This window comes from Marinobacterium sp. YM272 (assembly GCF_050908845.1).
GTDB lineage: Bacteria > Pseudomonadota > Gammaproteobacteria > Pseudomonadales > Balneatricaceae > Marinobacterium_D.
On record NZ_CP194171.1, the window covers coordinates 2,473,304 to 2,488,499 of the forward strand.

The 15,196-nt window shown below is 57.3% G+C and carries 15 protein-coding genes; 14 read left to right on the forward strand and 1 reads right to left on the reverse strand.

All coding sequences use genetic code 11. The annotated features are described in order from the left end of the window. The first annotated feature begins 11 nt into the window (after positions 1–11). The 11 genes from ACQUQP_RS11085 to sppA all read left to right on the forward strand — a co-directional run bounded on the left by ACQUQP_RS11085 (position 12) and on the right by sppA (position 12,632). The gene (locus ACQUQP_RS11085) at positions 12–1,127 is read left to right on the forward strand and encodes an ABC transporter ATP-binding protein (protein ID WP_432695093.1); all 1,116 of its coding nucleotides are present in this window, start codon (positions 12–14) and stop codon (positions 1,125–1,127) included. After that, positions 1,124–2,032 (forward strand): ABC transporter permease, encoded by a 909-nt coding sequence (locus ACQUQP_RS11090; RefSeq protein ID WP_432695094.1) that lies wholly within the window; start codon positions 1,124–1,126, stop codon positions 2,030–2,032. The genes ACQUQP_RS11085 and ACQUQP_RS11090 overlap by 4 nt, the downstream gene beginning before the upstream one ends. Continuing rightward, positions 2,025–2,846, forward strand: coding sequence for an ABC transporter permease (locus ACQUQP_RS11095; RefSeq protein WP_432695095.1), 822 nt, complete (start codon positions 2,025–2,027; stop codon positions 2,844–2,846). Before ACQUQP_RS11090 ends, ACQUQP_RS11095 begins: the two co-directional genes overlap by 8 nt. Positions 2,847–2,864: 18 nt before the next feature. Next, the gene (locus ACQUQP_RS11100; RefSeq protein ID WP_432695096.1) at positions 2,865–3,971 is read left to right on the forward strand and encodes a P1 family peptidase; all 1,107 of its coding nucleotides are present in this window, start codon (positions 2,865–2,867) and stop codon (positions 3,969–3,971) included. A gap of 504 nt (positions 3,972–4,475) precedes the next feature. After that, on the forward strand, positions 4,476–5,639 hold the full coding sequence (ercA, locus tag ACQUQP_RS11105; RefSeq protein WP_432695097.1) for an alcohol dehydrogenase-like regulatory protein ErcA: 1,164 nt from the start codon (positions 4,476–4,478) through the stop codon (positions 5,637–5,639). Continuing rightward, entirely contained in the window at positions 5,623–7,356 is a 1,734-nt protein-coding gene (locus ACQUQP_RS11110) for a NahK/ErcS family hybrid sensor histidine kinase/response regulator (RefSeq protein ID WP_432695098.1), read from the forward strand. Before ercA ends, ACQUQP_RS11110 begins: the two co-directional genes overlap by 17 nt. A 153-nt stretch (positions 7,357–7,509) precedes the next feature. Further along, positions 7,510–8,820 carry an NAD(P)/FAD-dependent oxidoreductase gene (locus tag ACQUQP_RS11115; protein WP_432695099.1) on the forward strand — a complete coding sequence of 437 codons (1,311 nt, stop codon included), beginning with the start codon at positions 7,510–7,512 and terminating at the stop codon, positions 8,818–8,820. Positions 8,821–9,035: 215 nt separating this feature from the next. Continuing rightward, the gene (locus ACQUQP_RS11120) at positions 9,036–9,560 is read left to right on the forward strand and encodes a hypothetical protein (protein ID WP_432695100.1); all 525 of its coding nucleotides are present in this window, start codon (positions 9,036–9,038) and stop codon (positions 9,558–9,560) included. After that, positions 9,557–10,846, forward strand: coding sequence for a (Fe-S)-binding protein (locus ACQUQP_RS11125; protein WP_432695101.1), 1,290 nt, complete (start codon positions 9,557–9,559; stop codon positions 10,844–10,846). The genes ACQUQP_RS11120 and ACQUQP_RS11125 overlap by 4 nt, the downstream gene beginning before the upstream one ends. A gap of 77 nt (positions 10,847–10,923) precedes the next feature. After that, positions 10,924–11,601 (forward strand): HAD family hydrolase, encoded by a 678-nt coding sequence (locus tag ACQUQP_RS11130; protein WP_432695102.1) that lies wholly within the window; start codon positions 10,924–10,926, stop codon positions 11,599–11,601. Further along, positions 11,598–12,632 (forward strand): signal peptide peptidase SppA, encoded by a 1,035-nt coding sequence (gene sppA, locus ACQUQP_RS11135; protein ID WP_432695103.1) that lies wholly within the window; start codon positions 11,598–11,600, stop codon positions 12,630–12,632. The genes ACQUQP_RS11130 and sppA overlap by 4 nt, the downstream gene beginning before the upstream one ends. A gap of 30 nt (positions 12,633–12,662) precedes the next feature. Here sppA and ACQUQP_RS11140 read toward each other — a convergent pair whose 3' ends face one another. Then, on the reverse strand, positions 12,663–13,253 hold the full coding sequence (locus ACQUQP_RS11140) for a Maf family protein (RefSeq protein ID WP_432695104.1): 591 nt from the start codon (positions 13,251–13,253) through the stop codon (positions 12,663–12,665). 161 nt (positions 13,254–13,414) lie between these two features. Between ACQUQP_RS11140 and ACQUQP_RS11145 the strand changes: the two genes are divergently transcribed. The 3 genes from ACQUQP_RS11145 to plsX are packed head-to-tail and all read left to right on the forward strand — an operon-like array spanning position 13,415 to position 15,138. Continuing rightward, entirely contained in the window at positions 13,415–13,900 is a 486-nt protein-coding gene (locus ACQUQP_RS11145; protein WP_432695105.1) for a YceD family protein, read from the forward strand. Positions 13,901–13,918: 18 nt separating this feature from the next. Continuing rightward, positions 13,919–14,101, forward strand: coding sequence for a 50S ribosomal protein L32 (gene rpmF / locus ACQUQP_RS11150; RefSeq protein ID WP_104001859.1), 183 nt, complete (start codon positions 13,919–13,921; stop codon positions 14,099–14,101). A gap of 2 nt (positions 14,102–14,103) precedes the next feature. Next, positions 14,104–15,138, forward strand: coding sequence for a phosphate acyltransferase PlsX (gene plsX / locus ACQUQP_RS11155; protein ID WP_432695106.1), 1,035 nt, complete (start codon positions 14,104–14,106; stop codon positions 15,136–15,138). Positions 15,139–15,196: the final 58 nt, after the last annotated feature.

Here is a 15,196-nt window from a genome sequence, read left to right on the forward strand (position 1 = left end):
TGAGGTTTACCATGTCTGTTTCTGGCCCGACACCGGATTTTCTTACAATAAAAAAAGCGTTCCGCCATTTTGTCACCCCGGAAGGCGGCACTGTTCGAGCACTTGATGGCATAAACCTGAGCGTTGCGTCGAATGAATTTATCACCCTGCTGGGCCCTTCGGGCTGCGGTAAAACGACGCTGCTGAACATCATCGCTGGCTTTGAGCGACTCGACAGCGGCTCGATTCAGCTCGACGGTACCTCACTGCTGGCATCTCCGCCGCATCGCCGGCCGGTTAATACGGTTTTTCAGTCCTATGCGCTGTTTCCTCACCTCAATATCGGCGACAACGTGGGGTATGGTCTCGACGTGGCAGGTGTGGCCAAAAAGGAGCGAAACCGCCGTGTCTCAGAAGCGCTGGAGATGGTCGGCCTGAGCGGTGTGGAAAAACGCCGCCCTTCGCAGCTGTCCGGCGGACAGCAGCAGCGTGTGGCCCTGGCGCGGGCGATCATCAACCGTCCGAAAATGCTGCTGCTCGATGAGCCGCTCTCAGCCCTCGATCGTAACCTGCGCGGCAAGATGCAGATCGAGCTGAAAAACCTCCAGTCCGAGCTCGGTATCTGTTTTCTGTTCGTGACCCACGACCAGGAAGAGGCGCTGACCATGTCGGATCGCATCGTTGTTCTCAACGGCGGCAAAATCGAGCAGCTGGGTACTCCGGATGAAATCTATCACCGTCCCGCCAGCCGGTTTGTCACCGAGTTTATCGGCGAGAGTAATATATTTTTCGGCACTGTGGTCGACACCAGCGGCAACCTGGCCCGGGTTGATCTTGGTGGCACTCAGGTAAGCTGCAAAAATCCGACTCTCAATAAGGGCGAGAAGGTTTCTCTGCTTATCCGTCCGGAGCAGCTGCAGCTGAAAGTGACTGATGGGGCCGGCGGCGGCACCGGTATTCCCGCCGTACTGGAGCAGTCCGTTTTTATTGGTCGGGATCACCAGTTGCACTGCCGCATGGGCGACGGTCAAACGGTGTCTGCGCTGATCCGCAGTCAATCCACGGCTATGCGCCCTGGGCAAGCGTTGACGCTGGACTATGATCCGGCGGCCTGGCACCTGATTCCGGAACGGGGAACGCTGCGATGAGGGCATTTAACGGTCAGCAAAAGCAGCTGTTGGTACTGCTGACGCCGGCAACGCTGTTTCTCGGCGTTTTCTTCCTGGGACCACTGCTCATCATGGCGGTGTACAGCTTCCTGGAGCCTGGCCTGTATGGCGGTGTGGAATGGAACTTTTACCACTGGAGCTATGGCCGCGTATTCGGCTGGGCTGATGGTTTCTACGAAGAGTTCGATATCGTATACCTCGAAATCCTGCTGCGCTCTGCGGCGCTGGCGCTGGCGACCGTGGCGGTGACGCTGGTGCTCTGTTACCCGGTGGCGTTCTGGATCAGTCGAATGCCGTCGCGCTGGAAGTCGTTCTGTATTTTTATGATCGCGCTGCCGTTTTTCTCCAGCATGATTATCAGGCTTTACGCCTGGGTGCTGATTCTTCGCGATTCCGGCTTTGCCAACCAGATTCTGCTCTCGCTTGGCATGATCAGCGAACCCCTGGACCTGATGTACTCCGGCACCGCGGTGATACTCGGCATGGTCTACATCTTTGTTCCGTTCATGTTCCTGCCGGTTTATTCCAGCGTGGAAAACCTGGATCCCAAGCTGATAAAAGCCTCCCAGGATCTGGGCGCTACGCCGTTGACCACTTTTCGCAAGGTTATTTTCCCGATGACGCTGCCAGGCGTGGTTTCCGGCTGCATCCTGGTTTTTATTCCTGCGCTGGGTAATTTCATCGTGCCGTCCATGTTGGGTGGTGCCAAGGTGGTGATGATCGGCAACCTGGTGGAGCAGCAGTTCCTTGCATCCAGGAACTGGCCGTTCGGTGCCACTCTGTCCATGGTCATGATTCTGTTTATGTTGCTGGTGGTTTCTTTTTACCTGATCAGGCTGGTGAAGAAACAGCACAATTCCCGAGGCTCTGCAGCTGATGCGTAAACTCTTAAATCACCTGATGTCAGGTTACGGCGCACTGTTCTTCATCTTCCTGTATGCGCCGGTACTGTTGGTTGTTATCTACTCCTTCAACTCCAACCCGGTCAACGTAATGATCTGGAAAGAGTTCAGTTTTGACTGGTATATCAACCTCTTCGGTGGCGATACCGGGCTGAGTGACTCCACTGCGTATGTGGAGTCCACCGACCAGCTGCTGGCGGCGCTAAAGGTCAGTCTGACCGTCGCCGCGTTCGCCACACTAGTTTCCACGGTTCTCGGCACCAGTGTCGCCGTGGCTATCGCCCGTTACCGCTTCAAACTGCAGGGGTTCTACCGGTTGTTGCTGATGGTACCGATGGTGATGCCCGATATCGTCCTGGGCATCGCGCTGCTGATCTTTTTTATCGGCGTGGGCATGAACCTGGGCGTGACCTCCATCGTTATCGGTCACTGTACCTTCCTGACCAGCTACGTCTTTATCGTGGTAAGCGCGCGCCTGGCCGGTATGAACCCAATGATCGAATCCGCGTCAGCGGATCTGGGGGCGAGCGAATGGCAGACCTTTCGTCGCGTGACGCTGCCGCTGATCCTGCCGGGCGTGATCGGCGGGGCGCTGCTCAGCTTCATCATCTCCATGGATGACTTGGTCATTACCTACTTTATCAGTGGTGTTGATGCGACCACGCTGCCGGTGTTCATCATGAGCATGATCCGCCGCGGCATCAAGCCGGAGATCAACGCCATCGCAACGATGATGCTGATGGCCTCGGTGCTGATCGCCTCTGCCGGTATCTATTTCAAATCCCGTAAAGCCTGACAGCTAAGGTTAAATCCGATGACAAACAAACGTGCCCGTGACTTTGGTATTCCGTTTACCGGCAAGACCGGCCCAAACAATGCCATTACGGATGTGGAAGGCGTTGAGGTGGGTTACACCACACTCATCAGCGATAATCCGGAATCCCCTGTCAGGACCGGCGTCACCGCCATATTGCCGCGAGGCAAACACAAGGAACCCCAGCCGGTATGGGCGGGAACCTACGCCCTGAACGGCAATGGCGAAATGACCGGCACCCACTGGATTCAGGATGGCGGCTACTTTGCCGGACCCGTGATGCTGACCAACAGCCACAGCGTCGGCATAGTGCACCACGCCACCACCAAGTGGATGATCAACCATTACCGCGACCATTGGCGTGACAACCATCTCTGGGCGATGCCCGTGGTGGCGGAAACCTACGACGGTGTGATCAACGATATCAACGCCCAGCATGTCACCGAGGCCGACGCCCTGGCGGCGCTGAACAGCGCCCAGGGAGGCCAGATCGCCGAGGGCAATGTGGGCGGCGGTACCGGCATGATCGCCTACGAGTACAAGGGCGGCACTGGCACCTCGTCGCGCCTGGTCGAGGTGGAATGCAAAACCTATACCGTCGCGGCTCTGGTACAGGCCAACCACGGCATCCGCCCCTGGTTTACCGTGCGGGGTGTTCCCGTGGGCCGGCTGATGGAGGTGGAGCGGGTCCATACCAAGGAGCAGGGCTCAATTGTGGTCGTGCTGGCCACCGATGCGCCGATGCTGCCCCATCAGCTCAAGCGCATGGCCAAGCGCGCCGCTATCGGCATCGGCCGCAACGGCTCGCCTGGCGGCAATAATTCCGGCGATATTTTTCTCGCTTTCAGTACTGCCAACCAGAAGGCTTTGCCCCAGCTTTCCGGTGCCCGGTGCAACATGGAATACCTCAATGACGAGGTGTTCGATGACCTTTACATGGCGGCGGTTGATACGGTGGATGAATCGGTTATCAATGCGATGGTCGCCGCCGAGGATACCCCCACGTTCAAGCAACCCGCCGGCCAGATCTGCAAGGCAGTGGATGCCGAGCAGGTGGCAAGACTGGTAGCGGCGTTCTACGAAGGGGCCAAGCTGGAAGCGGTGTAGGAAGCGAGTCGTGCACTCCCGGGGTGTGCGCAGTAAACGAGGGCATACGCACGGCCGAAACATACGAGTAGTGTCCAGCGCTGACCTGTCAGCGCTATCGGCCAACACTATAGGCTTGCCTAGTTCTGGGAGATGGGCATGCAGAGCAGCGGGCTATGCGGCCCGCAACTGAAGGCCGAGGGTATTGATAAACGGCAGCTGCTATTGCACGTCGCTACCCGCGAAGAGGATCCGGGCAGGCGGCCGAACCAGCATTTATGAACGTCTCATAGCCTCGCCAGACCGCCTTGCGAGGCTTTTCCGTAACATGAAGATTGGTCGACAGAGTATTGATATTGAAATGTTATCTGTCTTCCTCTGATTTGTTGAACGCGCTGAAGCAAGGGCGACGAAAGAGGAGGTGCCTAATGAATGAATTTATCGCATACTTGGTTGTCGGAATCACAACAATAAAGATAATCCGTGGTGCCGGGTGCAAGGCGCCGCCAAGAGAAGACACATATTATGGCTCAGGAAATATCCAGTCTGAGAAAGTTCGTCGCACCTGAAATCATCTTTGGCAGCGGCGCCCGCAAGATGGTGAGTAACTACGCAAAGACCTTCGGTGCCCAGAAGGTGTTACTGGTTTCCGACCCGGGTGTGGTCAACGCAGGCTGGGTCATCGAGATTGAGCAGCTGCTGCAGGAAGAGGGGCTGGATGTAGTCCGCTTCACCCAGGTTTCACCCAACCCACGCAGTGAAGAGGTGATGCTCGGTTCCGAGGTTTACCTTGAGCATGGCTGCGATGTCATTGTCGCGGTGGGTGGCGGTAGCCCCATGGACTGCGCCAAGGGCATAGGGATCGTCAGTACCCATGGTACGCAGATCCGCGATTTCGAAGGCATAGACCAGACCACCAATCCCATACCTCCGCTGATCTTTATTCCCACCACCGCCGGGACCTCGGCAGATGTGTCCCAGTTTGCAATCATTTCCGACCAGCAGGATCGGGTGAAATTTTCCATCGTCAGCAAATCGGTTGTGCCCGATGTGTCCCTGATTGATCCAGATACCACCAGTACCATGTCGCCGTTTCTCACCGCCTGTACCGGTGTGGATGCCCTGGTTCACGCCATCGAGGCATTTGTCTCCACCGGCAGCGGCCCGCTCACAGACATGAATGCGCTGGACGCCATACGACTGATCAATAACCATCTTGCGCTGCTGGTCGAGCAGCCGGAAGACAAGTACCTGCGTGAGCAGATCATGCTGGGATCGATGAAGGCCGGGCTGGCTTTCTCCAATGCGATTCTCGGCGCGGTGCATGCCATGTCGCACAGCCTTGGCGGCTTTCTCGATCTGCCGCATGGTCTCTGCAATGCGATGCTTGTGGAGCATGTGATCGATTATAACTACCGCTCCGCGGAAGACCGCTTCGCGGTGATCGCCCAGACCATGGGGATCGATACCCGGGGACTTACCAATAAACAGATCCAGACCCGATTGAGGAATCACGTTCAGGCGCTCAAGCGCGATGTGGGGCTCAAGGACACGCTGGGCAAGTTTGGCGTTCATACGACGGATATTCCCTACCTCAGTACCAACGCCATTAAGGACCCCTGCATCCTGACCAACCCGCGACGCTCCAACAAGCGCGATGTCGAACTAGTCTATGAAGAAGCTCTCTGACGACGAACTATCCGTTGATGATCTGATTGGCCTCGGCGGCCATTCCGCACGCAAAAGTTATTACCCGGCACTGCAGCAGAAGGTTGTCGAGCTTGAGGCGGAACGGAACCGCTACAAGTGGCTGTTTGAAAATGCCTTTCACGGTATCTTTCAAGCCGATACGCGCGGCAGAATACAGAAAGCCAATGCCGCGCTGGCGCGAATCTGTGCAACCGAATCTGCAGAGCAACTCGAAGAAGGACTCTATTTCGCCGCCTTGCTGCAAGGCGGAGAGGAGGAGTTTCATTCGATCAGAGAGAGCCTTCTGACTGAAGGGCCGCTCTACCTGTACGAAACCCGGATTCGCCAGTCGGACGGCAGGTTGATTGATGTGTCGATGAACCTTCTGCTCAGGCCCGACGATGATGACCCTATTATCGAAGGCTTCGTCGCCGATATTACCCGCCGCATGGAGATGCAAAACCGGGTGCTGGCGGATAACGAAGCCCTGGAGCAGCGTGTCCGTGAACGTACCGCCGAACTGACAACGCTGAATTCTCGACTGTTCGAAGAAATTGCCGAACGTGAGCAGGCTGAGCGCGAGATGGCGCGGGCCCGTGATGTCGCGGAGACAGCCAATCTGAGTAAGGATAAATACCTGGCCGCGGCCAGCCATGACCTGTTGCAGCCGATGAACGCGGCGCGCCTATTGGTCTCGGCGCTACGTGAACGCGAACTCCCCACATACGAGGGTGATCTTGTCGAGCGGGTACATCTGGCCCTGTCCGGCGCTGAACACCTGCTCTCCGATCTGCTGGATATTTCAAAGCTCGATCAGAATGCGGTGAAACCGGATTACCAGGCGTTTTCTGTGCGCCAACTCCTCTTCAATCTTGAGGCGGAGTTTCAGCCCATCGCCGAGGAAGCGGGGATCGAGTTGAAGTTCCGTGCGCCGGATGTGGCGGTGTTATCCGATATGCGCCTGTTATCGCGGATCCTGCGCAACCTGATCGGCAACGCGATCCGTTATACCGATCAGGGGCGGGTGCTGGTGGCGCTCAGAAAACGCCGGGGCGAACTGCTGATTGAGGTCTGGGATACCGGGCAGGGTATACCGGAAGAGAAGCGGCAGGAGATTTTCAAGGAGTTCCAGCAGCTCGGTCGCAGGCCCGGTCGAAACGGCGGCGTAGGTCTGGGACTGGCGATTGTGGAGCGCATCGCCCGGGTGCTCGATTACACCATCCGTGTGGACTCTATTGAAAACCAGGGTTCCCGGTTCAGTTTTCAGGTGCCGGTCAGTGATCAGGACGTTCCGGTACGCAGTTTTATGGCGGGCGTCCAAACCGAAAGCGGTCTTGAAGGGACCGATATTCTTGTGATCGACAATGAACCGGAAGTGTTGGTCAGCATGAAAGCGCTGCTGGACGGCTGGGGCTGCAGGGTCACCACCGCCGCGGGAGTCGAGCAGGCCCTTGAAGCCCTTGAGGGGCCGCCTTCCATCATCCTGGCGGATTATCACCTGGATGACGATGCGACCGGGACGGCAGCAGTTGAAGCCTTGCGCGAGCACTTTCGGTCAGTGCTGCCCGCGGCCATTCTGACCGCTGATCGCAGCAGCGAAATCCGGCGTCTTCTGCGCGAGCTTGAACTGCCGGTGCTTAACAAACCGGTAAAGCCGAGCAAGCTTCGCGCGCTGATACAGCATTTGGCGGAGTCGCAGCCCCTGCCGAGGGCGTAAGTCCGAATTAGGTCAATAGTGCAGGCGTCATTCGCGATCTGCTAGGGTACACTCATTCCTGCCGGAACCGTTCAATGATCGAGATGAGCGGCCAGAGATCGTTTTCTGCACCTGGCCCGGCGATCCAGTTGTTTTATAAGGATCCACCAGAACATGAAGGAACAAACCTACTATCAACACGTCATCATCGTTGGCGGGGGTGCCGGAGGGCTTGAGCTGGCCACCCGTCTGGGTCGCCGTTACGGTGCCAAGGGTCTCAAGGTAACGCTGGTTGATCGCGAAACGACCCATGTCTGGAAACCCCTGCTGCACGAAGTGGCGACCGGGCGACTGGATTCCAGTATCGATGAATTAAGCTACCGGGCCCAGGGCAGACAGGCCGGGTTTAACTTTCATATTGGTGAAATGGAAGGGCTGGATCGCTCCCAGCGCTGTATCAATCTGGCGCCGGTGCTTAACAGCGAGGGTGAAGAGCTGGTGCCTGCCCGTACCCTGTATTATGACTATCTGGTGATCGCGGTGGGCAGCCGTACCAATGATTTCGGTATCGCCGGCGTCAAGGAGCACTGCTGCTTCCTGGATAATCGCAACCAGGCCGACAACTTCCATAATACGCTGCTGGAGGCCTGTCTCCGACTCAGTAACCACGGCACCGACAATCAGCTGCGAATCTCTATCGTCGGCGCCGGTGCTACCGGGGTCGAGCTGTCGGCCGAGCTGTACAACGCTGCTCAGGAGCTGGTTTCCTACGGGCTCTCAACCATTCAGCCCACCAGTCTCAAGGTTACGCTGATCGAAGCGGCACCTCGGATACTGGGTGCGCTGCCACCGCGTATCTCGTCGGCGGCGAAAACTGAACTGCGTAAACTTGGCGTGGACGTGCGCGAGAATACCCAGGTGGTGGAAGTTAACGAGAATGAGCTGGTCACCAACAACGGTGATCGTATCCAGTCGCACTTGGTGGTCTGGGCTGCAGGCATCAAGGCGCCGGAGCTGCTGGCAACCCTGGATGGGCTGGAGACCAATAATCGCAACCAGCTGGTAGTGGGATCAGATCTCAGAACCACTCGCGATGAGCGTATCTTTGCGCTGGGTGACTGTGCAGCCTGCGAACGCAAAGACGAAGAGGGTGGTCTGGTGCCTCCGCGCGCCCAGGCTGCGCACCAGATGGCGAGTCATCTGTATAAACACTTTGACCGCATTCTCAAGGGCGAGGATATCCCCGCATACGTCTACAAGGACTACGGTTCGCTGGTCTCTCTGAGCAAGTACACCACGGTGGGTAACCTGATGGGCAACCTGACCAAGGGTAGCATCATGGTTGAGGGGCATCTGGCCCGCCTGGTCTATGTGTCACTCTATCGCTTGCATCAGATCGCCCTGTTCGGTTACTTCAAAACCGGCTTGATCACCCTTGTTGCCCGTATCAACAGGGTGATCCGTCCCCGCCTCAAGCTTCACTGATCCTGTCCAATAGCTGGCCGCTGGTTCCGGGCGGCCGGCTGAGCGCTGGTTTGGTTCTTGCAAATACCCCCATAAAGCGGCGCAACTCCTGGCCATATTTTTGAAACCCTGCCGGGTTTTTTGCCCTCAGGGCCTGAGAATGCGCTGGTTTTAGCCCGTCGTTGTCCATTGACGCGGCGACGCCTTGTATTTGTAGCCTTTCTTACAGGACCAGTATGGAAAACATCGCGCTTATCGACGGCCAGCAACGTTTCTTTTCTGACAATTTACCGGCTGAACTGGGATTGTTGCTCTACCAGGCGTCGGGCAAGGCCGACCCCGCGGAAAAAGAGGCGCTTCTATTAGCGGCGCTCAAGCGCTGGCCCGAGGCGCTCGATACCCATGTCGCGCTGTATAAGCTTTATTTCCGTACCGCCCGCTATGAAGACGCAGAGCGTCAGGTCTGGCGCACGCTGAAGACATCTGCCCGGATTGGAGGCTTTCGCTGGAACTATCGACTGCTGGAGCCGGAGACCGCTGCCTGGCTGGAGGATCAGACGGTGGCGCGTCTTTACCTGTTCAGCCTCAAGGCGCTCGGTGTTGTGCGTTTGCGCCGAGGCCGGGTGGTGCTGGCTCATCGCGTGCTCAGTAAACTGCTGCAACTTGATGTGAATGACGAGATTGGCGGCAGCAATTTCCTCGCTATCGCGCAGCGGTTTCTGGAGGAGGAGATGGGTCTGGACAGGGAGGCCGTTGCATGAAACCTCAACTTGACTGGTCAGCCTACGAGAATGCCGGGCTGGGCGATGCCTATGCGGATATTCCGAAAACCGGAGGGGATTACGCCAAGGCGGTGGCGGTTTGCATCAACAGCATGGTCTGTCTGCGGCCGATCGATCGCGGTGTCATGTGCCCGAGTTTTCGCGTCCATAACGAGGTCGCGTTTTCGCCCGGTGGTCGCAGCCGCCTGATCAAAAGAATGCTTAATGGTGAGATCACCGAAGAGGAACAGATTCAGCTGGATCATGCCATGGATGCCTGTGTGGCCTGTAAGGGCTGCAAGCGTGAGTGCGATACCAACCTGGATATGGCGACCATCCGCAGCGAATATCTGGCGCAGCGACAGCAGGCACCGACGCTGCGGCAGAAGCTGTTCGCCGAGCTCCCGGCGCTGCTTCGCTACCCCAGGTTGTTGAACCTGGCAAATGCTGCGGTAAACGCCAGCCCCTGGTTAAGAGCCAGGCTGGCACTCAATGATGAACATCCGCTGCCGCAGGTTAAACCCGCACCGGCCCTCAAACCCTCGGAGACGGGCGGCGCTGCGGGGGAGCTTCTGCTCTGGATTGACAGTTTTAGCGCCCACTTTGCGCCCGAAATCGCGGAGGCCGCGTTGCAGGTGCTGGAAGCGGCCGGTTACAGGGTGCATCTCCTGAATCAGGAGCACTGCGGTGGACGCAGTGCGTTTTCTCAGGGGCAGCTCGAGACCGCCCGCCAGCAGGGGCGGGCGCTGGTGGATGCGCTCTGGCCCCATGTGCAGGCAGGGCGTCCCGTCATTGGCCTGGAACCCTCGACCCTGCTGATGCTACGCGACGAGCTACTGACCCTGGGCTTGGGTGAAAAAGCGCAGGAGGTATCGCGTTCAGCCCTGCTGTTCGAGGAGTTCCTGGCGCGTGAAATCTCCGCAAATCGTCTGCAGCTGGCGTTTCAGCCTATCACTGACGCCGCGCCGGTACTGGTGCATGGCCATTGCCACCAGAAAGCGGTGGGCGCGATGAAATCGATGCGCAAGGTACTCAAGCTGATCCCGAATCTGGAATTCGAGTTTATCGAAGCCTCCTGCTGCGGTGGTGCGGGCAGTTTCAGCTTCGAGGCGGAAAACGCCGATGATTCCCGCCAGATGGCAGAGCTGGCGTTGATGCCGAAACTGGCAGAGCACCCCGAATCGGAGCTGGTCAGTAACGGCTTCTCCTGCCGCGAGCAGGTGTCTCGTCTCGGAGGTCCAAGCGGTATCCATATCGCACAAATACTGGCCCGACATCTCGTCTGAATAAAATCGGGGTTGTGTTGCAGCCCCGCGTTCCTATATACAGACTCCTCTGGTAACCGGTTTCCAAGGAGTTGTTCTTGTATAAACTGCTGATTTTCGATTGGGATGGAACCCTGATCGACTCCCAGGCACGGATCATCGCCAGCATGCAGGCGGCGGCCGTTGAACTGGGTCACGACCCGCTTTGTCCGGAAGCGGTGCGCAACATCATCGGCCTGGGCTTGCCCGAGGCGATCCGTGAGCTGATTCCCCACATTGAGTCTGATGCGCTGGATCAGATGCGTGAGCGCTACGCTCACCATTTTCTGGTGGAGAATCAGACCCCCACTGAACTCTATCCCGGCGTCGAACGTACACTGCATAGCCTGAAACAGCAGGGCTACCGTCTGGCGGTCGCCACAGGCAAGAGCCGCCGGGGGCTGGACCGGGCGTTGACCGATACAGGCTTGGGGAAGCTGTTTGAAATCACCCGCTGCGCCGATGAAACCCGTTCCAAGCCCGACCCGCTGATGCTGCATCAGATTCTGGCGGAAATGGCTGTTCCGGCGGATGAGGCGGTGATGATCGGTGATACCGAATATGACCTGGAAATGGGAACCCGGGCGGGTGTGCCGACAGTTGCTGTCAGCTATGGCGCGCATCACCTCGATCGCCTGAGGGGGCACAGGCCCCTGACCGAGATTCATCACTTTCCCGAGCTGCAGATCTGGCTTGAGGAGCTGAAAGACGAGACAACACAGGGGATAGTATCGTGACCAAAAATGCCTGGGGCGAAGAGGATCAGGGCCCGGAAGCGCAACAGGGCGCGCAGCCTGTAACCTCTTCAGAGTCGCCTGATAAACGCAGTGAAAGCCGCGAATGGCGTCTGATCGAGAAGATGGTCAACGGGCTGCATGTCGAGCATAGGCGTACACGCCGCTGGGGTATCTTTTTCAAGCTGCTTACCTTTACCTATCTGTTTGCGCTGCTCGGTATCTACTTCTATGGGAAAACCCCGGACCTAGATGCCGTGTCATCGGATGAGCATGTGGCAGTGGTGCAGGTTAACGGTCCTATTGCCGAGAGCGAAAAGGCGAATGCCGATTCGCTGGTCTGGTCATTGCGCCGCGCGTTCGAAAATGAACATAGCCGGGCGGTACTGATGCGTATCAACAGCCCCGGCGGCAGTCCGGTCCAGGCTGGATATGTTTATGATGAAATCAATCGCCTCAAGACGAAGTATCCGGAGAAAAAGGTCTACGCGGTGATCAGCGATATCGGCGCTTCCGGGGCCTACTATATCGCTGCGGCCGCTGATGATATCTACGCGGACAAGGCAAGTCTGGTGGGCTCTATCGGCGTGGTTTCGGCGAGCTTCGGTTTTGTCGATCTGATGGATAAGCTGGGTGTTGAGCGGCGCATGCTCACCGCCGGTGAGCATAAAGGTCTGCTGGACCCGTTTCAGCCGCTGCAGAACACCGAGCGCCAGTTCTGGCAGGAGGTGCTTGATACAACCCATCGCCAGTTTATTGAACAGGTGCAGGCCGGGCGGGGCGAACGTCTGAAGGAGGATCCGGACCTGTTCACCGGCCTGGTATGGACAGGTGAGCAGGCGTTGGATCTGGGCCTGGTCGATGGCCTGGGTAGCGCCGGTTATGTCGCACGTGATGTGATTGGTGTCGACAAGTTGGTCGATTACAGCGCCAAGGGCAGTCCGATCGAGCAGTTGATCGACCGCCTCGGTGTCAGCATGGCCGGTCACCTGGCCAATGTGTTGGGCGTTGGTGGCGGCGTTCAGTTGCGCTAACGCTTCTCGCCGATGACGCTGGGGAGGCGTTCAGGCGCTCCCCAGTACCTCAACCCCTTTGCGTTCCAGCATCGCAATCAGACGGATCAGCGGAAGCCCGACCAGCGTATTGGGGTCGTCGCCGAGCAGGCGTTCAAACAACGCGATCCCTAATCCCTCCGATTTAAAACTTCCGGCGCAGTCATAAGGCTGCTCCCGCTTCAGGTAGGCGTCGATCTGTTGATCCGTGAGCTGGCGGAACTGCACATCAAAGGGTACTACTTCAAGTTGATGCTGGTCATTCACGGCGTCGTAAAGGCACAATCCGGTGAGAAAGCGCACGGTATTGCCGGATGCATGACGCAGCTGTTTTCTGGCGCGGTCGTAAACATGGGGCTTGCCCATCACATTTCCCTCTAGAGTTGCCAGCTGATCCGACCCTATAATAAGTGCATCGGGGTGGCGGCTCGCCACGGCTCGCGCTTTTTCCAGCGCGAGACGGGCAACCAGGTCCTCAGGGCTTTCCCCTTTGCGCGGGCTTTCATCGATATCCGGAGAATCACAGCTGAAATCCAGTCCAAGTTTGTCGAGCAGGGTGCGTCGGTAGGCGGAACCGGAGGCGAGAACGAGAGGGCGGGACATCAGAATCTCCTGGCGTTGGTGCTGTTTTGTGCAAAGCGGCATGATACCGCTATTTTTATCGATGAAAACGCCTGCTTTCCTTTGACACCCATGGGCTAGATGCCTAGAATTGCGCGCTTATGTCGTACGGTCCATTACCGAAAAGAGTTGACCCACGCAAATTGGCTGAGCGTGAGGCGAAAATTGAAGGCGTTGCAGAGGTATCCGCAATGCCCCGATTGAATTCGCTCCTAGCCAACGGAGACGGAAAGATTCACGTTTCCCTCTCGTTTGCAGTGGATGAGCAGCGTTTAAGAACCGTCTCCGGATCGGCGTCGGGCACAGTCACGCAGACTTGCCAGCGATGCCTCGAACCGGTGCCGGTGGATGTTGAGGCTGAAGTCAATCTGGCTGTGGCTCTCAATGAAGAACAGGCGAAAAATCTGCCCCGGTATTACGATCCCTTGATCGTCGAGGCTGAGGATATCGAGCTGCTGTCACTGATTGAGGATGAATTGATACTGAGTCTTCCGCTGGTCGCCTACCACGAAGACTGCGAGATTCAGACCTCCTTCGGCGACGCTGATGAGGCGGCCCGGACGCAGGAAACTAAACCCAACCCATTTAGTGTATTGGCCCAGCTTAAAGAAAAGGCCGATAAGAGTTGAACTAGGAGCTACACAACCATGGCTGTACAGCAGAACAAAAAGTCTCGTTCACGCCGCGACATGCGTCGTTCTCACGATGCACTGGGCAACCCGACTCTGTCTGTCGACGCGACTACCGGCGAAACCCACCGTCGTCACCACGTCAGCGCTGACGGTTTCTATCGCGGTCGTCAGGTCGTCGAAGCGAAGGGCGACGAATAAGCTTGACCGGATCGTATTGCATCAGTGTTGATGCAATGGGCGGGGACTTCGGTCCCCGCGTTACCGTTCCTGCCTCCTGTGATGCACTCAAGCGCCACCCGGAGCTGAGCATCATCCTCGTTGGTCGTACCAACGACATATACCCCTATCTTGAACGCCAGCGCGGCAATCATTTGCAGCGTCTCGACGTCATGCACGCCGACGATATCGTTTCGATGGAAGAGAAACCCTCTCTTGCTTTGCGAAACCGGCGTGATTCCTCCATGTGGAAATCTCTTGATCTGGTTGCGCAGAGCCGCGCTCAAGCCTGTATCAGTGCTGGCAATACCGGCGCCCTGATGGCGATGAGCCGTTTGATTCTGGGTATGCTGCCGGGTATTGAAAGACCTGCTATCACCGCCGCCATTCCCACGCTGAAAGGGCACAGCTTTATGCTGGACCTGGGCGCAAATATCGATTGCAGTGCCGAGCACCTGCTGCAATTTGCCATTATGGGTTCGGTGATGGTTGAGGCGATCGAGAATCGCCCCCGGCCCAAGGTTGGGTTGCTCAATATAGGCGCCGAAGAAAACAAGGGTACCGACCAGGTGCGAGAAGCCAGCAAGCTTATCCAGGATCATGGCGGGATAAACTTTATCGGCTATCTTGAGGGAGGTGATCTGTTCGGTGGGCGCTCCGATGTGGTGGTATGTGATGGTTTTGCCGGCAATGTCGCGTTGAAAAGCTGTGAGGGGTTGTCGAAACTGCTGGTCCGCAAGGTGCAAAGCAGCTTTCGTCGCAATCTATACCGCCGCGTCATCGCTATGCTGGCGTATCCGATCCTGCGTGATCTTAAAGCTCAGCTCGATCCGGGACGGCGCAATGGGGCGACCCTGCTAGGCTTACAGAGTGTTGTCATTAAGAGTCATGGCAGTGCCAATCGCGCCTACTTTGGCTGCGCCATAGATCAGGCGCTGGATGAAGCCCGGTTAAATGTGCCGGAGCGTATTGCCGATCTGGTTCGAAGGGAAACCAGTAAAACGATCACTGAACACTAAGGCCCTGAATTTTCGAGCATTCTAAAATCTGATGAATGCTGTAAACTACGCCACCCCT